The organism is Acinetobacter sp. WC-323 (assembly GCF_000314615.1).
Classification (GTDB): Bacteria; Pseudomonadota; Gammaproteobacteria; order Pseudomonadales; family Moraxellaceae; genus Acinetobacter; species Acinetobacter courvalinii.
Genome location: NZ_AMZS01000060.1, coordinates 55,925 through 75,179, shown reverse-complemented (window position 1 = coordinate 75,179; position 19,255 = coordinate 55,925). Strand labels below are relative to the sequence as shown.

General features: G+C 41.0%; 16 protein-coding genes and 1 pseudogene. 7 read left to right on the top strand and 10 right to left on the bottom strand.

Features of this window, described 5'->3' with window-relative positions; genetic code table 11:
- Window positions 1-139: 139 nt before the first annotated feature.
- Both ACINWC323_RS04340 and ACINWC323_RS04345 read left to right on the top strand, forming a co-directional pair.
- A complete protein-coding gene (locus ACINWC323_RS04340) occupies window positions 140-1,126 on the top strand; it encodes a hypothetical protein (RefSeq protein WP_009514710.1) in 987 nt (328 codons plus the stop codon).
- The gene (locus ACINWC323_RS04345) at window positions 1,120-1,989 is read left to right on the top strand and encodes an arginase family protein (RefSeq protein WP_032881659.1); all 870 of its coding nucleotides are present in this window, start codon (window positions 1,120-1,122) and stop codon (window positions 1,987-1,989) included. Before ACINWC323_RS04340 ends, ACINWC323_RS04345 begins: the two co-directional genes overlap by 7 nt.
- Before the next feature lie 45 nt (window positions 1,990-2,034).
- Here the strand turns inward: ACINWC323_RS04345 and ACINWC323_RS04350 are convergent, their stop codons facing one another.
- The 9 genes from ACINWC323_RS04350 to ACINWC323_RS04390 form a co-directional block, all read right to left on the bottom strand.
- Window positions 2,035-2,730 (bottom strand): methionine ABC transporter permease, encoded by a 696-nt coding sequence (locus ACINWC323_RS04350; RefSeq protein WP_004654491.1) that lies wholly within the window; start codon window positions 2,728-2,730, stop codon window positions 2,035-2,037.
- Window positions 2,727-3,755 carry a methionine ABC transporter ATP-binding protein gene (locus ACINWC323_RS04355; RefSeq protein WP_009514505.1) on the bottom strand — a complete coding sequence of 343 codons (1,029 nt, stop codon included), beginning with the start codon at window positions 3,753-3,755 and terminating at the stop codon, window positions 2,727-2,729. Before ACINWC323_RS04355 ends, ACINWC323_RS04350 begins: the two co-directional genes overlap by 4 nt.
- A gap of 72 nt (window positions 3,756-3,827) precedes the next feature.
- Window positions 3,828-4,703, bottom strand: coding sequence for a MetQ/NlpA family ABC transporter substrate-binding protein (locus tag ACINWC323_RS04360; protein WP_009514678.1), 876 nt, complete (start codon window positions 4,701-4,703; stop codon window positions 3,828-3,830).
- Between the two features lie 608 nt (window positions 4,704-5,311).
- Window positions 5,312-6,598: a phosphoribosylamine--glycine ligase gene (purD, locus tag ACINWC323_RS04365; protein WP_005229564.1), complete on the bottom strand. Its 1,287-nt coding sequence runs from the start codon at window positions 6,596-6,598 to the stop codon at window positions 5,312-5,314.
- Between the two features lie 179 nt (window positions 6,599-6,777).
- Window positions 6,778-8,352: a bifunctional phosphoribosylaminoimidazolecarboxamide formyltransferase/IMP cyclohydrolase gene (gene purH / locus ACINWC323_RS04370; RefSeq protein WP_009514779.1), complete on the bottom strand. Its 1,575-nt coding sequence runs from the start codon at window positions 8,350-8,352 to the stop codon at window positions 6,778-6,780.
- Window positions 8,353-8,432: 80 nt separating this feature from the next.
- On the bottom strand, window positions 8,433-8,702 hold the full coding sequence (gene fis, locus ACINWC323_RS04375; protein WP_001086304.1) for a DNA-binding transcriptional regulator Fis: 270 nt from the start codon (window positions 8,700-8,702) through the stop codon (window positions 8,433-8,435).
- A 374-nt stretch (window positions 8,703-9,076) separates the two neighbouring features.
- The gene (locus ACINWC323_RS04380; protein ID WP_009514641.1) at window positions 9,077-9,937 is read right to left on the bottom strand and encodes a DUF3426 domain-containing protein; all 861 of its coding nucleotides are present in this window, start codon (window positions 9,935-9,937) and stop codon (window positions 9,077-9,079) included.
- A gap of 14 nt (window positions 9,938-9,951) precedes the next feature.
- A complete protein-coding gene (gene prmA / locus ACINWC323_RS04385) occupies window positions 9,952-10,854 on the bottom strand; it encodes a 50S ribosomal protein L11 methyltransferase (protein ID WP_005229571.1) in 903 nt (300 codons plus the stop codon).
- 184 nt (window positions 10,855-11,038) lie between these two features.
- Window positions 11,039-11,431: a hypothetical protein gene (locus ACINWC323_RS04390; RefSeq protein WP_005284740.1), complete on the bottom strand. Its 393-nt coding sequence runs from the start codon at window positions 11,429-11,431 to the stop codon at window positions 11,039-11,041.
- A gap of 251 nt (window positions 11,432-11,682) precedes the next feature.
- On the opposite strand from ACINWC323_RS04390, the gene mnmG reads away from it, so the two are divergent.
- Both mnmG and ACINWC323_RS04400 read left to right on the top strand, forming a co-directional pair.
- Window positions 11,683-13,563, top strand: a complete 1,881-nt coding sequence (mnmG, locus tag ACINWC323_RS04395; RefSeq protein WP_009514640.1) for a tRNA uridine-5-carboxymethylaminomethyl(34) synthesis enzyme MnmG — start codon at window positions 11,683-11,685, stop codon at window positions 13,561-13,563.
- 118 nt (window positions 13,564-13,681) lie between these two features.
- The gene (locus ACINWC323_RS04400; protein WP_009514501.1) at window positions 13,682-14,014 is read left to right on the top strand and encodes a DMT family transporter; all 333 of its coding nucleotides are present in this window, start codon (window positions 13,682-13,684) and stop codon (window positions 14,012-14,014) included.
- A 224-nt stretch (window positions 14,015-14,238) separates the two neighbouring features.
- Here ACINWC323_RS04400 and ACINWC323_RS04405 read toward each other — a convergent pair whose 3' ends face one another.
- Entirely contained in the window at window positions 14,239-14,460 is a 222-nt protein-coding gene (locus tag ACINWC323_RS04405) for a DUF6500 family protein (protein ID WP_009514772.1), read from the bottom strand.
- 326 nt (window positions 14,461-14,786) lie between these two features.
- On the opposite strand from ACINWC323_RS04405, the pseudogene ACINWC323_RS0119300 reads away from it, so the two are divergent.
- From ACINWC323_RS0119300 to ACINWC323_RS04415, 3 genes and pseudogenes are all read left to right on the top strand, one after another.
- Window positions 14,787-17,033: pseudogene (locus ACINWC323_RS0119300) on the top strand (TonB-dependent receptor).
- Between the two features lie 308 nt (window positions 17,034-17,341).
- Window positions 17,342-17,527: a hypothetical protein gene (locus ACINWC323_RS04410; RefSeq protein WP_032881658.1), complete on the top strand. Its 186-nt coding sequence runs from the start codon at window positions 17,342-17,344 to the stop codon at window positions 17,525-17,527.
- 329 nt (window positions 17,528-17,856) lie between these two features.
- On the top strand, window positions 17,857-19,176 hold the full coding sequence (locus ACINWC323_RS04415) for an NCS2 family permease (RefSeq protein WP_009514810.1): 1,320 nt from the start codon (window positions 17,857-17,859) through the stop codon (window positions 19,174-19,176).
- Window positions 19,177-19,255: the final 79 nt, after the last annotated feature.

The window sequence follows — 19,255 nt, the reverse complement described above, 5'->3', positions numbered from 1 at the left end:
AAGTCTTATAAGTGAATCATTTATATTCATCTTTGATCCTATAAGAAATACTTTATTAAAGCTAAACTATTTAAAAATTAGATTTAACAAAATAAGGATGAGGTCGTTGTAAATCATCATAACAAAGCAGGGGGAGCTTATGTCTGATGTGGCTGATCACGAAGTGGTCATGATTTTTAAAAAATATTTATATCCGCTCTCTGCCAAACTGACAGAAATGTTAAATGAACACTTTAGCCATCAAACAGAGCGCAGAGGTTGTGGCTATACACAAGCAACGCGGGTGATTGCAGATTTTGTTTCGCAGGTGCGTGATCCGGTCGGGTTTCAGGATTTACGCATTTTTGAAGATTATGAAAGCAAAGCGCTGAAAAATATTCTCAACCAATCTGCTTCCTATGGCCTGTCACTACAAACATGGCGTAATCTGGATATGAATGCGGATGTCCAGCAATGTTTACAGCGTTTAGATATACAAGAACCATTTACTCAATATTTGCGACAGGAAGTGGAATTCCAAGCCAAACTCAGAAATATTCATCAATATGCCCAGTTCGAAGAAAGTAAGCTGATCTGTCAGTTGCTTGCCGATATTATCCTCCCTCATACAGCGCAGGATTTCAGCATGATCGAATGTCAGGCTTTGGCTGAAAAGCCTAAGGTAGGTTCTTGTCCCATGGCGGAAAAATTCTTTTTGCGCATTGCCCATCACCGTTTATTGCGGCAGGGCGAAATCAATATTTTTGTAGATCAACAGGATCAACCGGTGATGATGGAAAAGCTGAATATGGGGGATAACCATTCCTGTATCAGTCTGGTTCCTTTAATGATGAATGGTGTGCGATTACCGGCAGGCAGTTTATTCTCTACACATTATGAAATTGAGCAACTCGAAAAGTATAAAAACAAGCAATATAAAGGTTATGTGATCCCGATTGCCAAAATGAATGGTTTCTGGTTTTTACGTCTAACCACCTTGGCTGTTTCGCCACAACATCGTGCGCGGGCATTTGGTTATCATTTTAAACAACAGATCGATAATGGATTATTCAGACCAGATAGCACTGAGTTAAGTCAGCTGATGGATATTGCCAAAGATCAGATTTATGTAGGACATCCATGCTAAAGGCTTGTTACTCTCCGCGCTACTTTGCACAGACGCATACCAATAGTATGGAAAAACTCACTGCTGTTGCCGATGTGCTGCGTACGCAGCAAATGGCAGAGCTGGTTGATCCAGGGCTGATTGATATTGAGATCTTAAGAAAATTACATCATCCACACTACGTCGATGCTTTTTTATCAGGGCAATCGGCATTCGCCACCATCCAAGGTTTTAAGCCATGGAACGAGCAGTTGAGAGATGCAATTTTATCGGTTCAGGCGGGACAATTGCGAGGCGCTGAGATTGCCTTGAAAGAAGGAATCGCTGCCAATATTGCCCAAGGATTTCATCACGCCAGTTATGAATCGGGTGCCGCGTATTGCACTTTTAATGGTCTGGCACTGGTCGCCAAGCAATATCCTGAGAAACGGATCTTCATTTTGGATTGTGATCAACATGGGGGGGATGGTACGGCTATTTTTACCAACCGTATGACCAACCTGATTAATTTTGGCATTTTTGGCATCCGTTTTGGCTGCAAGGCGGGTGAACGTAGTCTGACCCGATATATTCATCCGAAACAGGGAAATTTTGATTTGTACCGGGGGGCGATCTTTGAGGCTTTTCAGTATGCATCACGCTGGGAAGCGGATCTGATGATTTATCAGGCCGGGATGGACTGTCATCAACATGATAAATATGGTTCCAGATGGTTGACCACTGAGTTGCTATTTGAACGGGATCGTATTGTCTTTGACATGGCCAAGAAAATGAAAATTCCGCTCTTGTTTGTATTGGCAGGGGGATATCAGGCGCTGGATGATTTGGTGCCTTTACATGTGAATACTTTTAAGGCCGCCAATGAAATCTATTTTTCCAACTAAAAAACAAAAAACGCTCAAGTTGAGCGTTTTTTTTGAAGTAATTGATTAGCGCAATTTAGCCAACCAATCCCCAAGCATCTGTACCATTTGCACCAATAGCAATAACACGATTACAGTTAAAATCACCACGCTGGTATCGAAACGTTGATAACCATACGAAATTGCCAAGTCACCGATACCACCTGCACCGACTGCACCTGCCATTGCTGTTGCACCGATCAGGGAAATCGTGCCTGTGGTCAGGTTAAGAATCAGGGAGCTACGTGCTTCAGGAATAATAAACTTGAAGATGATCTGCCATGGTGACGCGCCCATAGCCTGAGCGGACTCAACAATACCTTCATTGACTTCGAGCAGAGAGGTTTCAATCAAACGACCTAAGTATGGCCCAACATAGATAGTGAGCGGTACAATCGCAGCCCATGTGCCAATTGATGTACCCACCAGCATTTTAGTCAGTGGAATCACAGCGATCAAAAGAATAATGAAGGGCAGGGAGCGCAGGGCATTCACAATCGGATTGAGGAAATAATAAATCGCACGATTTTGTAGGATACCCCCAGTGCGGGTCACGACCAGGGTAATACCCTGAATCAAGCCCCAAATACAACCAAATAGCAAAGAGAAGAATACCATCTGGAAAGTTTCTTGCAGCGCCGTTACAAACTGGTCGATCGAGAGCGAGCTATGCCAAAAAGGAGCAGTGACTTGCGTGAGCCATTGTACAATTAAATCTCTCATTGGCTGACCACTCCAGATTGTTCTACTTTCACGCCTTGAAGTTCAAGGAACTTTACGGTTTCTTGAATGATCAACGGATCGCCCAGCAGTTGAATAAACATTTGTCCGATCACGGTACCATTAATCTCGGTCATGTTGGCAAACAGAATATTTAAACTGACATCAAACTGTTTAATCGCAGCCTGAATCACGGTTTCCTGTGCCGAAGTGCCCAGAAACTGCAGGCTATAGATACTATTGTGATGCTGGTGTTCAAGATTACTCAAAATATTGACAGGTAACTGCTGCTGCAAAACCGTTTGGATAAAGGTTTTGGTGGTTGGGTGCTGCGGCTGGCTGAAAATATCCAAGGTTGGACCGGTTTCAATCACATGACCTGATTCCATTACGGCTACATAGTCACATACCGATTCGATCACATCCATTTCATGGGTGACCATGACAATGGTAATGTTCTGTTCCTGATTGATCTTTTTTAAGAGTGCCAGAACTGATTTGGTGGTTTGTGGGTCAAGTGCCGAGGTTGCTTCGTCACAGAGTAGAATCTTAGGGTGATTGGCTAGCGCACGTGCGATACCAACACGTTGTTTTTGACCACCTGAAAGTTCATCAGGGTAGGCATCTTTTTTATGTTTTAGATCGATAAAATCGAGCAATTCAGCCAGACGTTTATCCCGTTCAGCTTTACTGTGCCCCAATAATTTAAGCGGCATCTCAATATTTTCAGACACGGTTTTGGTCTGAAGAAGATTGAAGTGCTGAAAGATCATGCCAATATTTGCACGTTCTTGACGAAGTGTGCGTGCGTCCATCGCAGTAAAGTCTTTTTGATTGATAATGACTTGTCCCTGCGTCGGGCGTTCAAGCAAATTAATCAAACGGATCAGTGTACTTTTACCTGCACCACTATAGCCGATAATGCCAAAGATACTGCCGTCCGGGATCTCTAAATGGATCTGGTCCAGTGCATTGATCGTTTGACCTTTCAACTGATAGTGTTTCGAAATGTTTTTAAATTGGATCATGTTCGTCAGTACTATGGCAGAAAAGAAAAAACAGGCAAAATCACTTTGCCTGTTTTATTTGAGACTATTATATTACGAATTCGCTTCGGTGAGGTAGCTTGTTGGTTTGTTCACGTCAACTTTCGTACCCGCGAAGTGTTCTTGTACATATTTCTTCACTGCTTCAGTGTGGTAAAGCGTGCCAACTTTTTGCAATACAGGATCATCTTTACGCGATTCTGCAGTGGCTAAAACGTTTACATTCAGCTTGGTGCTTTGATCTACAGGCTCATAGAAGATCGCATCTTTCAGAACGTTTAAACCACCTTCCATTGCCAGTGTATTACCTAATAAAATTGCATCAACTTCGTCTTTAACACGTACAGCTGTTGCCATTTGAATTGGTTTGATCACAATTTTTTTCGGGTTTTCAGTAATGTCAGCAGGCGTGCCTTTTACCGGATCAAAGTCAGCTTTTAACTTGATTAAGCCCGCGCTTTGTAAAAGTAATAATGCACGTGATTCGTTCGCGCCGTCATTTGGAATGGCAATGGTGGCACCTTCAGCAAACTCTTCAACTTTCTTGACTTTGCTTGAGTAGATCCCCATTGGCTCTAAATAGGTGGTTGAAACCGGTGCAATCTTATCTTTATTGGCAGCATTAAATGCCACAAGGTAAGCGTAAGACTGGAATGCATTCAGATCAACTTCTTTGTTTGCTGCTGCAGTATTCATTGCAACATAATCAGTGAAGTTTTTAATTTCGAGTTTTAGACCTGCAGCTTTAGTTTCAGGTAAAGTTGCAATATAACGCCAGATATCGGCGTCAGAACCTGTAGAAGCGATTACAACAGTTTGTAATGCAGCAGCATCACCTTTTTGCTCGGTAGATGCGGTATCCGGTTGTTTACTGCAAGCTGCAAGTAATAACACCGATACACTTAAAAAAAGACTAATCAGCTTTTTCATGTATAAATCCTAATCGGAATAATGTCGAGAAAATCAGCCTTTCTCGAGCATTAATGATTGCAATAGGTTTGTATGTTGTAAATTGGCATCGTCCTCAAACAATCACGTGAATTATTCTTGAGGTTTTCAGTAGAGTCCTTTCCACAACACGCGAAAAATAAATGAATATTCATGCTCCCATTCAGTATATATACAGCGGGAAATAAGTATTCATATCTTTTTCTAATCAAATTTGGATTTAGCTGCAATTTGTTTTGTTAGGCTAAATATTCTAATCATTTGAAATCAATGAAAAAGAATACTGATTTAACATAAAAACAACATCTAAAATTTCGGCAATCATAGCAATAATTTAGTGCAGGGGACAGAGCAACAGCGTGTACAATAAGGTATAAGACTATGATTATTTAAGAGAAATTGCAGCTTAAGTAAATATAAATTGATGATAGTTTTATGGTTTTTTAAAAAAAGTGCTGTAGCAGGTTGAATTAAAACATAAATATATATTTTTCTGAATTTTATATTTAAATAATGAATATAGAAGTGGAAATTATGCAATTTAAGGAATAAAAAAAGCCTTCCGAAGAAGGCTTTTTTACAGGATTTACTTATTCTGCTTTTTCACGGGCGATGGCGCGATAGCCAATGTCGCTACGGTATTGCATGCCAGTGAAAGTGACCTGACCACACACCTCTAGTGCATTGATTTGTGCTTCAAGTACCGTATCACCTAATGCCGTAACGCAGAGTACGCGACCACCTGCAGTAATCACATGACCATCAGCACTCATTGCTGTACCGGCATGGAAAATTTTGGTGTCTTCTGGAGATTGACCAAGACCTGAAATGACATCGCCTTTGCGAACAGTTTCAGGGTAACCACCGGCAGCAAGCACGATACCAATCGATTTACGCTCATCCCATTCAGCTTCAGCTGGCAAGTTACCTGCAATACCTGCTTCTACCAAATCAACTAAAGATGATTTTAAGCGCATCATGATCGGTTGGGTTTCTGGATCACCAAAACGACAGTTGAATTCGATCACACGTGGTTGACCTTGTTCATCAATCATCAAGCCCGCGTATAAGAAACCTGTATAAACGTGACCGTCCGCAGCCATACCATCAACGGTTGGGCGCATCACTTCATTCATGACACGTTCAAAGACTTCCGCAGTAACCACAGGCGCAGGAGAGTAAGCACCCATACCACCTGTGTTTGGACCTTCATCGCCTTCAAAAATACGTTTATGATCTTGCGATGTTGCCATTGGCAAAATGTTGTTGCCATCGATCATGCAAATGAAGCTTGCTTCTTCGCCTGCAAGGAATTGTTCAATCACAACTCGTGAACCCGCATCACCAAATTTGTTGCCTGCAAGCATATCGTCGATCGCAGCAAAAGCTTCTTCATTGGTCATGGCTACGATCACACCTTTACCCGCAGCAAGGCCATCTGCCTTGATGACGATAGGTGCGCCATTTTGCTCTACATAAGCTTTAGCGGCATCAACTTCAGTAAAGACATCATAAAAAGCGGTTGGAATGTTGTGGCGCTTTAAGAAGTGTTTTGCAAATGCTTTAGAGCCTTCTAGCTGCGCTGCATATTGGGTTGGTCCCCAGATTTTTAAGCCAGCTTCGCGTGCTGCATCCACCACACCATTTACTAAAGGTGCTTCAGGGCCAACAATCACTAATGCCACATCATTTTCTTTGGCAAAAGCAATAATGGCTGGATTGTCTAAAATATCGAGTTCAACGTTCTTGCATTTGTCTTCAGTTGCAGTGCCTGCATTACCTGGCGCCACAAAAACTTGAGTGACTTTTGCATCTTGTGCGATTTTCCATGCAAGTGCATGTTCACGGCCACCGCTACCCAAAACTAAAATATTCATTATAAAGTTATTTCCCTTTTTCCGTATCTAAGAATATACCTGTTCAGAATAAAAAAGTCCCTCTGAATCTCCCCCAAACCCCTCTTTGCGAAAGAGGGGAGCAAGCTTATTCGGGTGAAAAAGTAAGTCCCCCTTTTTTAAAGGGGGATTTAGGGGGATTGCGTTGAGACTCAGATCATTTAGTGACGGAAGTGACGCATACCCGTGAACACCATGGCAATACCAGCTTCATCTGCTGCTGCAATGGTTTCTTCGTCACGCATTGAACCGCCTGGCTGGATAATACATTTAATGCCAGCTTTGGCAGCATTATCAATACCATCACGGAACGGGAAGAATGCATCAGAGGCCATGACTGCACCTTCAACCACTAAACCAGCATGTTCAGCCTTAATCGCAGCAATACGTGCCGAGTTGACGCGGCTCATTTGACCTGCGCCTACACCAATGGTTTGGCGGTTTTTCGCATACACGATCGCATTTGATTTCACATATTTTGCAACTTTCCATGCAAAGATAAGATCATCAATTTCCTGTTCAGTCGGCGCACGTTTGGTCACAACTTTCAGGTCATCTTTAGTGATCATGCCCAAGTCTTGGTCTTGAACCAATAAACCGCCATTCACGCGTTTATAGTCAAGCTGTGGCGCACGTGCATCAATGGCCGGAAGTTCACCACAGACCAGTACGCGTACATTCTTTTTCGCACCGGTGATTTCAAGTACACCATCCGCAATGCTTGGTGCAATAATCACTTCAACAAATTGACGATCAACGATTGCTTGTGCTGTCGCAGTGTCTAATTCGCGGTTGAATGCAATGATGCCGCCAAATGCTGATTCAGGATCGGTTGCATAAGCAAGATCATATGCTGCCTTGATGCCATCCAGTGAAACTGCAACACCGCAAGGGTTAGCATGTTTTACGATTACACAAGCAGGTTTCGCAAATGATTTCACACATTCAAGTGCTGCATCGGTATCTGCAATATTGTTATAAGAGAGTTCTTTGCCTTGTAATTGCTTGGCAGTAGAAACAGACGCTTCTTTTGCATTTTCTTCTACATAGAAGGCTGCGTTCTGATGCGGGTTTTCACCATAACGTAAATCTTGTGCTTTATTCAGTTGCGTATTGAAGGTACGCGGGAAGAGATCCGCTTCGCCTTCTGCTTTACCCACGCGTGCCCCTAAATAAGATGCAATCATGCCATCGTATTGTGCTGTATGCTCAAATGCTTTAACTGCTAAATCGAAACGTGTTTCATAAGACAGCGTACCATTTGCTTTTAGCTCGGCAACGACTGTGTCGTAGTCCGCTGCATTGACGATAATACCCACTGAAGCGTGGTTTTTCGCTGCCGCACGAACCATGGTCGGACCACCGATGTCGATGTTCTCGATTGCATCTGCAAGCGAGCAGTTTGGCTTCGCCACCGTTGCCGCAAATGGATACAGGTTAACAATCACCAGATCAATCGGATCAATGTTGTGTTCTTGCATCACCGCTTCGTCCAGACCACGACGCGCCAAGATGCCTCCATGAATTTTTGGATGCAGTGTTTTAACACGACCATCCATCATTTCAGGAAAACCTGTATGTTCAGAAACTTCTACGACGGCAATATTGTTGTCTTTAAGCAACTTATAGGTACCGCCCGTAGATAAAATTTCTACCCCTAGCGCTACAAGATTTTGAGCGAATTCAACGATTCCGGTTTTGTCGGATACAGAGATTAAAGCACGTTTGATAGTCATGATTTTAGTCAACAGTTTGAAGTCTACAGATTAAAACAAAGGCAAAAAAAATGCCCACGAGAACGTGAGCATTTTATCAATTATTCACTCATTAAACCGTGAGCTTTTAACTTTTTGCGTAAAGTTCCGCGGTTAAGGCCTAAAATCTCAGCAGCACGCGTTTGGTTGCCACGAGTATATTCTAAGACCACAGATAAAAGAGGTTTCTCCATTTCTGCTAAAACCATGTCATAAACTTGAGATGGTTGCTCACCTTGCAATTGTGCAAAATAATGACGAACTGCGCGATCTACATGGATGCGAAGAGCGACATCAGATTGAGCCGTAAAAATAGGAGATTTGCTATTCATGCGTGTTAATCCGAAAAATCAAAATATCACTTGGGTAAAGTGATATAAATGTGGTCTAAATTACTGAGCCCCGTTTTAGATCCTAAAACAGTGACTCTAAAACAAAAGGACTATTAGCTTGCCACAAATCCTCGAGTTGTGTAAAAAATAAGCGTAACAATAGTTAAATATTTGTTACCGCCTACTTTCAAAAACAAAAAAACCAACAATGCGCTTATTGGGTAAAAGCACAGTTCGTTTAACGATTTTATTGTCTGTAAATTACGAGGAGTAAGTGGGTCAAAGCATTCGTGGCGCGTATCATACCACTGTCAGCGAAAAAGTGAGCAAATTAACTGCACTTTTTTTTGTTTTTTTGTCACTTTTTTGAGCTTTTAGGGCTGTACAAATTCTAAACTATAGTCATTGAAGCTATTTTTGCTTTTTGGAATGGTAAATTCGAAGCGAAAAGGGCTATTGGATGGAATGCGTTGAATCGTTTTTAAACTGTCAACTAAATAGTCTTGTGGTTTTAAAACCGTAGATGAAATCGCTTCACCATTTTGTTTAAGTACCACTTTTATTGGAGGCAACACTACGCTATTGGCATCCTGATTAAGCAATACGCCTGAAAAACCTGTGGCATCCTGCTCAACCCGTTTCAATTTTACTTTCTCAAATGACAGCGACTGATATTGCTCATTGCTGATCTTGCAGTTGAAAACACCACAGACATAATTAAACATCTGATTTAATGCCGGGCTTTCATGCATCAGTTTCGGGTTAAACCATAAAATCTGGAAAGCAAACACCAGAATCAGGGCAATATTACCGATACCCCAAAGGGTGTAATACAACCAGCCATGTTGTTTGTCATTATTTTCCTGCTCAATTAAAAGTGCATCTTCTGAAAGATTCAGGTTGGGCAGGGCGGTAACCGGTTCGGTATTAAAATAATTCAGGTTATTTAGATAGGTAAGCAGATCAATATTAGAATTTTCAATTTTCTGGTCGAAGATGCGTAGGATCTGCATCTGTTTTTCTGCAAATGAGCTATCTGGCTGGATCGAGGAAAACAGTGAGCGATTGATGGGTGTTGGTGTTGCTTCACTGTCTGTTTCGAGCAAATTAGTTAATGCATTAAAGTTAATCACGCATTTTGGGCAACAAACCATGCCCTGTGCAACACTGAGTTGTGAAAGGGTCACTTTGTACACAGTTGAACATTTAGGGCAGCGGGTTTGTTTTTCACTCATAATTTATAAAATTCTCAGCTTGTTTTTCGTTTTCCTGAAATGCGGCACCAGTTTTCTTCACGCTTTTCAATTTCTAATATATCAAAAAACTCGGCGTAAACGCTAGAAACATCAGCAACTTGCTCTTCAATTACACCTGCTAGTGCGAACTCGCCCTCATTTTTTAATAAAGTTGAGAATTCAGGCGCAAGTGCCATCAGTGGGGCTGCAAGAATATTGGCAACCAGAATATCAGCCTGTTGAGGTTTGAATTCCTGATCAAACTCTTCCGGCAAGCCGACATAAAGGCGGTCGAGCACGCCATTTAACTCGGCATTCTGTTTGGTTGCGAGTACAGCTTGTGGATCGATATCGGTTGCATAAACTTTTTTAGCACCTAATAAAAGGGCAGCAACGCCTAAAATACCTGAACCACAGCCATAGTCGATGACAACTTTATCTTTAACATCGGTTTTGCCTAACCATTGTAAGCATAAGAAAGTGCTGGCATGGTTACCTGTACCAAAAGCCAGACCTGGATCAAGCTTGATGTTGGTTGCATCGGCTTCAGGTGGTTCTAACCATTCAGGAACAATCCAGAATTTTTCACTGATTTGAATCGGTTCGTAATAATCCATCCAGGCACGTTCCCACACCTGATTTTCAAGGTATTCATGGCGCATCGGCACATCTGGAAGTTGAGCTTTAAGGAAAGTTTCCAAAGCATCTACATCAATCGGGTCATCTTCTTCTTGTTGGTAAATACCTGTAACGATGACTTTATTCCACAAAGGTGTTTCACCTGGTAACGGCTCAAGCAGGGCCTGATCTTCTGCATCATCTAAAGTAACACTCACCGCACCCAATGAAAGAAGCAATGTTTCGGTCAGTTCAACTTGATTTTGATCAACAGTAATATGAATTTGTAGCCAGTTCACAGGAAAACCTAAATAAATGTATTTGTGGGTATTGTAATAGATTAAAACTTATTAAAGGGATTATAAAATAGACAGATTACAATTTTAACAGCAAATATTTGACGGCGTGAGCGCTATAACATTGTTTTTAGATTTTATAGACAAAAAAAGAAGGTCATGAAGACCTTCTTTATTCTTGCTGCAATTATGGCGCAGTCTGTTCAACATCTGGAGCAACTGGCGGAGCAGGAGTCGCTGCCGGTGCATTCATCGCGGGCGCAGCTTCCATAGGAGCACTGCTCACTGGACGTGGCGCGGACTGGGTTTCAGAGAGACGACTTTGTGTGTCTACAGCAGCGTTAGAAGCCGGCATAGGTGGCTGGAATGCGAGTTTACCTGCTTCGTTCGGTTCACACGAACCGTTGAAAACAACGCCTTTATACGCAAATGAAACTGGGTCACCTTGTTTTTTGCCTTTACAAACCTGTTGATACTTTTTGGCTTGTGGGTCTTGGGTAGCTTTGGTATCCGCCGCATGTGCAGCTACGCTAAAACATAGGCTACAAATAAGAGATGAAAATAAAAGCTTTGTGTTCATATCATTTTCCTAAAGTATTTGTTATGCACTTTTTAGGATAAGAAATTCATCAAATAAAACAATGGTGTTCGAGTTAATAGTTTAAGTAGCTCTGTTAAGTATAAGATGAAAATGCAACAGAACGTTTCTTTTTGTATGTTTTGTCAGCATAACTGCGGCTTAGAATTCATCAGAATGTTGACGGTTTTTGCCAATTTGCTGCAAAACTCCTATATAATACTCTGTCATTTTTTGAATACATATTTACCACTATGCACTATCCTAAAGTTTACGACGTTATCGTAATTGGTGGCGGTCACGCTGGTACGGAAGCGGCGCTTGCTGCGGCACGTATGGGAAGACAAACATTATTGTTGACGCATAATATTGAAACTTTGGGTCAGATGAGCTGTAACCCGGCAATTGGTGGTATTGGTAAATCACATCTGGTCCGTGAGATTGATGCCCTTGGTGGCGCCATGGCGCTTGCGGCGGATAAAGGTGGTATTCAATTCCGTATTCTCAATTCGCGTAAGGGCGCTGCGGTTCGTGCAACACGTGCACAGGCAGATCGCGTACGTTATAAAGCTGCAATTCGCGATACGTTGGAAAATCAGGCCAATCTGGACATTTTCCAGCAAGCGGCAGATGACTTAATTGTTGAAGGCGATGCAGTGAAGGGCGTTGTGACCCAGATGGGTATTCGCTTTGATGCCAAAACTGTGGTACTGACAACCGGTACTTTCCTCGGTGGTGTGATCCATGTCGGTTTACAAAACTCGAGTGGCGGCCGTGCAGGGGATCCACCATCAATTGCACTGGCTCATCGTTTACGTGAACTTAAACTTCCTGTGGGACGTTTAAAAACAGGTACACCACCACGTATTGATGCTCGCTCAGTGGATTTCTCGGTCATGACGCCACAACCGGGTGATTTTCCATCTCCTGTCATGTCATTTATGGGTGATGCCTCAATGCACCCTGAGCAAGTCAATTGCTATATCACGCATACCAGTGAAAAAACCCACGAAATTATCCGTGGCGGTTTAGACCGTTCACCAATGTACACGGGTGTAATCGAAGGTGTTGGCCCACGTTATTGCCCATCGATTGAAGATAAAATTCATCGTTTTGCAGATAAAGATTCACATCAGGTATTCCTTGAGCCAGAAGGCTTAGATACCCATGAGCTTTATCCAAATGGTATTTCGACTTCATTGCCATTTGATGTGCAGTTCAATTTGGTACGTTCGATCCGTGGTATGGAAAATGCGCATATCCTGCGTCCGGGTTATGCGATTGAATACGATTATTTCAATCCACAAGCCTTGAAATTCACACTTGAAACCAAAGCGATTCAAAACCTGTATTTTGCTGGTCAAATTAACGGTACCACAGGCTATGAAGAGGCGGGAGCACAAGGTTTACTTGCAGGCTTAAATGCTGCGCGCCGTGCTTGGGAACAAGAAGAGTGGACACCAAAACGTGATCAGGCTTACATGGGCGTGTTGGTTGATGACCTGATTACATTAGGCACCAAAGAGCCGTACCGTATGTTTACCTCACGTGCGGAATATCGTTTGATGTTGCGTGAAGACAATGCAGATCAACGTTTAACTACGATTGGTCGTGAGCTGGGTCTGGTGGATGATGAGCGTTGGGCGGCTTATAGCGAAAAAATGGAAGCAGTTGAGCGCGAAACCTCTCGTTTACAACATTTGTGGGCTGCACCAAACAACCCAATGGGTAAAAAATTCGTTGAAATGACGGGTGCCGATCTCAGCAAAGAATGTAGTGCGGTTGATTTGTTGAAACGTCCAAATATCAATTTCAGTCAAATTGCGGAATTAACAGGTTCGGAAGTTTCACAACAAGTCGGCGAGCAAATTGAAATTGCGGTGAAATATGAAGGCTATATTAATCGTCAGCATGAAGATGTGGCGCAATTGAAGCGTCTCGAAGAAACCAAGATTCCTGCTGATTTTGAATATGATGGTATTTCAGGTCTATCACGTGAAATTACCTTAAAGTTAAAGACAGTTCGTCCAGAAACCTTAGCGCAGGCAAGCCGTATTCCAGGTGTAACACCAGCCGCTGTACAATTACTGATGATTACCATCCGTAAAAACAATATGGCCAAGAAGTCAGCCTAAGCTTTCAACTCGACTTGTTGAAATAAATACTAAAAACACCCTTTAATAGAAGGGTGTTTTTTTCTCTGAGTATTTTACTCTTATCGTCATAAATATAGACCTGCTGAGGTGCGGTGAAATGAAAAACTGGATTATTTTATTTATCGCAATTATCGCGGAAGTGATTGCCACTTCAGCATTGAAAAGCAGTGAAGGTTTTACCAAGCCGCTCGCTTCAATTGTTGTTGTGCTGGGGTATGTGATTGCATTTTACGGTCTCTCTTTGACGCTTAAAACCATTCCAGTCGGGATTGCCTATGCGATCTGGTCAGGCGTCGGGATTGTTTTAATTACTATAGTAGCCTGGTTCATGTTTGATCAAAAACTGGATGTCTGGGGGATTATTGGAATTGCGCTGATTATGAGTGGCGTATTGATCTTGAATCTATTGTCAAAATCCAGTTCGCATTAATTTTTTAATAATAAAAAAACCGAACTGGTTGAGTTCGGTTTAAAATCCTTTGGCTATTTTTATAACATTACTGCAATATTTTGCTTTTGATTCTGCTGCTCAATGTTCGTTTGGATTTTAATATGGTTATAAGCTTCTATTAAAAGAAAACGTGCTGCTTAATCAAAGCTTTGTTCCTTTAGTCTATCAGTTCTATGACCCATGCATTTCTCATGACTCATTTTTTAAATAGATTCACTTAAAATTAAAGCTTTAATTTTAGTGGCCTTTTCAAAATGATTAAGCTGATGCTTCATGATCCACCAGTGAGCAGCTTCCATTAAACGTTCAGGATCATCATTTTTATTGGCAAAGAAAGCATAAAAAGAAAGCCCGACATCACTGCCTTTTTTGACAATTTTTTCATTGCAGACCTGAATGATTTTGGTTTGAAGTTCTTTTCTCATTTTTTATAAAAACAATTGATGCTAGATGAGCTGATTCTAGCACTTTCGGGCTAAGTCTTTATTGAATATTTAGGCAATTTTTCCTGTAGCTACAGTTAGATGGTTCATATCTTTTAAAGTGTAGAGTAGAGGGATTTGCGTCTAATTTAGGTTGAGTAGAGCCTTGGTAATTGTCTAGGTTGTTTAAGAAAACATCTAAAAAATGGAATTGGAGGAAAATATAGTGAAAATGAGAATGATTTTTATTAAAATTGTAATGTTTTATATTTTTTAATTTGTTTTTAATTTTTCGTCTGAATTTTTCGTCTGAATTTTTTGAGAGTTTTATGAGTAATTTTCATTTGGGTGGGAACAGCAAATTTGCTTTTAAGCTAAGTTTGTTAACCGTGATGATGTTGCAAGCGCACTATGCGTTTGCAGATGAAGTAACTACGCCAACGGCAGTGATGCCTACCATTAAAATTGAAGCGATGAGTGAGCTTGATCCGATCAAGAGCTATATCGATTATGAGCAGGCAAGTGTAACGCGTAATGGTTTGAAGAAAAAAGATATTCCGCAGACCATTGATACGATTGATGTGCAAAAATACAAAATTTATGGTGCCAATGATCTGAGTGTCATGTTGCAAGGTACGCCAGGGGTTTCTACCAGTTATGACATGCGTGGAGACGGTATCAACTTAAGAGGATTTAATGCAGATACTGGTGATATCTATCGTGATGGTATTCGTGAAAGCGGTCAAGTTCGTCGTAGTACTGCAAATATTGAACGTATCGAGATTTTAAAAGGCCCTGCATCTGTACTTTATGGGCGTAGCTCGGGTGGTGGCGTGATCAATATGGTGAGTAAATTCGCCAATTTTGATTCTAAAAGTTCTGTTGGTATTTATGGTGGATCATATGATAATTATGGTACCACAGTCGATTTCAACCAAGTATTGAATGACAACGTAGCAGTACGTTTGACAGGTGAATACGGAGAGTCGAATAGTTTCCGTTCAGGCATTGAAAATAAAATCGAAATGCTTTCTCCGAGTTTTACTTATAAAAATGATGAAGGTTTAACTTGGACCATGCAATATACCTATGACAAGTTGCATCGAGTTCCTGATCGTGGACCGTCATATACATCGCTTCCAAAAGGTACCTCAATAAAAACTGGTTTTGCGCAAGAGGGTGATTTTGTTAATGATGTATTGCAAGTCGCGCGTTCTGATTTGAATTATGAATTTGCACCAAACTGGAATTTCCATTGGGCTTTAAGCTACCGTCAAGCTGAGCAAAATTTTGATCATTTTTATGGTGGTACCTACTGTGCTACCAGATCAACTACAACTAATGGTGAAAGCAGTAGGGTTGGAGACAGTAATTATGTCCCGGAGGAGCAACGCCGTTGCTATAATAATGTAGGAAAAATTTCGCAAAATTATTATTGGCAGAAAACAAATAATAAAACCACCAGCAATACCTTTGATATTCGTGGTGAGTTTGATACTGGTCGTTTAAAGCATAACCTGCTTGTCGGAGCCGACTGGACCTACGAACAACGTGAACCACTATTGGCAAATAAAAATATGAATGGTTCAAGAATTGATGGATTTTATGATCCATTAACAGGTGCGCTTACACAACAAAATCGCGCAGGCAATAAAGCCATTAATCAACATAACTACAACCAGTCAGAAGGTTATGGGGTGTTTATTCAAGACCTCATCAGTTTCAATGACTATTTTAAAGTAATGTTAGGTGGTAGATATGACTATTTTCATTCACAAACTACGAATCATTTAAAACCGACTGATGACAAAGACTATCACCGTAGTATTGATGGCGAGAGTTTTAGTCCTAATATCGGTTTGATCTGGCAGCCGGTTTAGAGTCAGAGTTTCTATGCTTCTTATAGCAAAAGCTTTGCACCATTCGGTGGGCGTGTAGGGGTAAGTGTCGTCTCTGCAGATACAAAAGTGAGTGCATTTGATGCAGAACCGCAATATAACGAACAATATGAAGTGGGTGTAAAAAGTGACTGGTTGAATGATCGTCTAAGTACACAATTTTCTATTTATGATATTCGTAAAAATAATATCCGCTATAAACCAGATCCTGAAAATAAGCCAGAAGAATGGGTTGTGGGTGGGCAGCATCAATCTAAAGGCATCGAGTTTAGCTTTATCGGGCGCGCTTTGGATAATCTTTTTGTCCGTGGCGGTTATAGTTATATGGATACAGAGGTCACTAAAGACAACAAACCTGCAAATATTGGCAAAGAGTTAAATAATACACCTCGTCACACAGGTAATGTATTTGTTCGTTATTTACCAACAGATAAGATTTATGGTGAAATTGGTGCAACTTATGTCGGTGATGCCAAGGTTTATCCAAATGGTAACTTAGATAGAGAACCGAACGATTTTGCAGGCTTTACTCGTCTTGATGCTGCGATTGGATATAGTGCTAATCCTTGGAATATTACTTTAGCCGTTAATAACTTGACTAATAAAGAATATTGGCGCTCTGAGTCAATGCCTGGTACGCCACGCAACTTCTTGGTGCGTTTAAATTACCAGTTCTAAATAAGTGAGTTGATTTTCTTTTAAGCATCTCTGTGTTAGCAAAGATGCTTTTTTCTTGTTAATCAATAAAATAGACTATGAAAATAAAGATGTAATTCATATCTATCTTATTGAATTATATAAAATGCTATTGCTTAAATTACGGTAATATTCTAATATCTAATTGTATGAAAAATAAGCAATAAAACTTAAAAAGAACTGTATAATTGTGATTTGGTTCTCATTTTTGGTTTTATTATGCTTATTTGTACTTGGTTTAATACTTTTTTGCTAGTATTAAAGAAAACATTAAAATAGAGATAATAATAATGAAGATTATACTTAGTTTGCTTGTGAGCTTTGCCATTGTCATTTTAGGCTATGTTGCCTATGTCGATGCACAAACCAAAAAGCGCCAAGAACTCATGAAAATTGTACAGGATGCAGAGCATAGCCTGGATACGATTCAACACGATCCCCGCAACCAACTGTCTTCATATAAGCCAAGTAATTAGTAGGCATTGATCAGGTATGGGGCTGGTAATGCAATGGTTTACTTGGGATCGTCGATTAAATGGTCTTTTTTTGCTTGGCGATGCGCAAGTTTTAAATAGAATCTGTTAAAATATTTACCACTAAATAAAAAGCTGCATCAAGATATGCGGCTTTTTACGTTTTGATAGCGAAATTAAATTTATACATGTTGTCTATGTAACAAGTACCAAGCTGGCATATAGATTGCTTTCTAGCTTCGAGTACTCTTTTGTGCAAATTCAAAAAAGATTGCCGCACAAGAGTATAGATTTCACGTCCTACGATCTTAGATTTTAACAGGTGCTATGTTATGACAACGCCTAATGCTTCAGCTGGTTTGTTAGAACGCTTATTTAAATTAAGCGATAACAAAACTAACTTTAGAACAGAAGTTTTGGCAGGTGTAACCACATTCTTAACCATGTGCTACATCATTATTGTAAATCCGCTCATTCTTTCTGAAACAGGGATGGATCATGGAGCGGTGTTTGTTGCGACCTGTCTGGCTGCTGCAATCGGCTGTTTGGTCATGGGGATTATTGCGAACTATCCAATCGCACTGGCACCTGGTATGGGCTTGAATGCTTACTTTACCTATTCTGTCTGTTTGGGCATGGGTGTGCCTTGGCAAACAGCACTCGCTGCGGTTTTTGTTTCAGGGATTATTTTCCTTGCGATCAGCTTCTTTAAAATCCGGGAAGCAATTGTCAATGCGATACCTATGTCACTTAAATTTGCCATTGGTGGCGGTATTGGCCTGTTCCTGGCTTTGGTTGCATTAAAGAACTCAGGCATTATTGTTGCCAATCAGGCAACTTTGGTTGGACTGGGTGATATTAAACAGCCAACTGTCTTGCTTGCCTTATTCGGCTTCCTGCTCATTGTGGTGTTGCATCAGTTTAAGGTACGTGGCGCTATCATTATCAGTATCTTGGCGGTGACTGCGATTGCAACCTTAATGGGCTTAAATGAATTTAAGGGTGTGGTTGGCGAGATTCCTTCGATTGCACCGACATTTATGCAAATGGACTTTGAAGGTCTGTTTACAGCCAGTATGGTCGGCGTGATCTTTGTTTTCTTTATTGTCGATTTATTTGATAGTACAGGGACGCTGGTAGGTGTTTCGCATCGTGCAGGTTTATTGCAGGATGGTAAATTGCCACGTTTGAAAAAAGCCTTATTTGCCGATTCAACTGCGATTGTCGCGGGTGCTGCTTTAGGTACCTCATCAACGACACCTTATATTGAATCTGCATCAGGTGTAGCTGCAGGTGGTCGTACAGGTTTGACTGCTGTTGTGGTCGCAGTCTTGTTTGTAAGCTGTTTATTCCTTGCGCCATTGGCTCAATCTGTACCAGGTTTTGCAACTGCACCTGCTTTATTGTTCATTGGTGTGTTGATGATCCAAGGAATCACCAATATTGACTGGGATGATATTACTGAAGCAGTACCTGCATTTTTAACCATTGTATTTATGCCATTTGCCTACTCAATTGCTGATGGTATTGCCATGGGCTTTATTAGCTACGCATTGGTGAAATTATTTACAGGTAAAGCGAAAACTGTACCGTATATGGTCTGGATCATCGCAGCACTTTGGGTATTTAAATTCGCTGCTTTTGGCGGCTAATCCAAGATTTATTATTTTTACATTATTCTTTGCTGCTATTGTTATTCCAGCAAAGAACCCGAAAAGGGTGTCCGTTTGG

Bases quoted from the DNA above. Each gene is read 5' to 3' on its own strand.
- ACINWC323_RS04340 (WP_009514710.1), top strand. From the start codon at position 140: ATGTCTGATGTGGCTGATCACGAAGTGGTCATGATTTTTAAAAAATAT.
- ACINWC323_RS04345 (WP_032881659.1), top strand. From the start codon at position 1,120: ATGCTAAAGGCTTGTTACTCTCCGCGCTACTTTGCACAGACGCATACC.
- ACINWC323_RS04350 (WP_004654491.1), bottom strand. From the start codon at position 2,730: ATGAGAGATTTAATTGTACAATGGCTCACGCAAGTCACTGCTCCTTTT.
- ACINWC323_RS04355 (WP_009514505.1), bottom strand. From the start codon at position 3,755: ATGATCCAATTTAAAAACATTTCGAAACACTATCAGTTGAAAGGTCAA.
- ACINWC323_RS04360 (WP_009514678.1), bottom strand. From the start codon at position 4,703: ATGAAAAAGCTGATTAGTCTTTTTTTAAGTGTATCGGTGTTATTACTT.
- purD (WP_005229564.1), bottom strand. From the start codon at position 6,598: ATGAATATTTTAGTTTTGGGTAGCGGTGGCCGTGAACATGCACTTGCA.
- purH (WP_009514779.1), bottom strand. From the start codon at position 8,352: ATGACTATCAAACGTGCTTTAATCTCTGTATCCGACAAAACCGGAATC.
- fis (WP_001086304.1), bottom strand. From the start codon at position 8,702: ATGAATAGCAAATCTCCTATTTTTACGGCTCAATCTGATGTCGCTCTT.
- ACINWC323_RS04380 (WP_009514641.1), bottom strand. From the start codon at position 9,937: ATGAGTGAAAAACAAACCCGCTGCCCTAAATGTTCAACTGTGTACAAA.
- ACINWC323_RS04390 (WP_005284740.1), bottom strand. From the start codon at position 11,431: ATGAACACAAAGCTTTTATTTTCATCTCTTATTTGTAGCCTATGTTTT.
- mnmG (WP_009514640.1), top strand. From the start codon at position 11,683: ATGCACTATCCTAAAGTTTACGACGTTATCGTAATTGGTGGCGGTCAC.
- ACINWC323_RS04400 (WP_009514501.1), top strand. From the start codon at position 13,682: ATGAAAAACTGGATTATTTTATTTATCGCAATTATCGCGGAAGTGATT.
- ACINWC323_RS04405 (WP_009514772.1), bottom strand. From the start codon at position 14,460: ATGAGAAAAGAACTTCAAACCAAAATCATTCAGGTCTGCAATGAAAAA.
- ACINWC323_RS04410 (WP_032881658.1), top strand. From the start codon at position 17,342: ATGAAGATTATACTTAGTTTGCTTGTGAGCTTTGCCATTGTCATTTTA.
- ACINWC323_RS04415 (WP_009514810.1), top strand. From the start codon at position 17,857: ATGACAACGCCTAATGCTTCAGCTGGTTTGTTAGAACGCTTATTTAAA.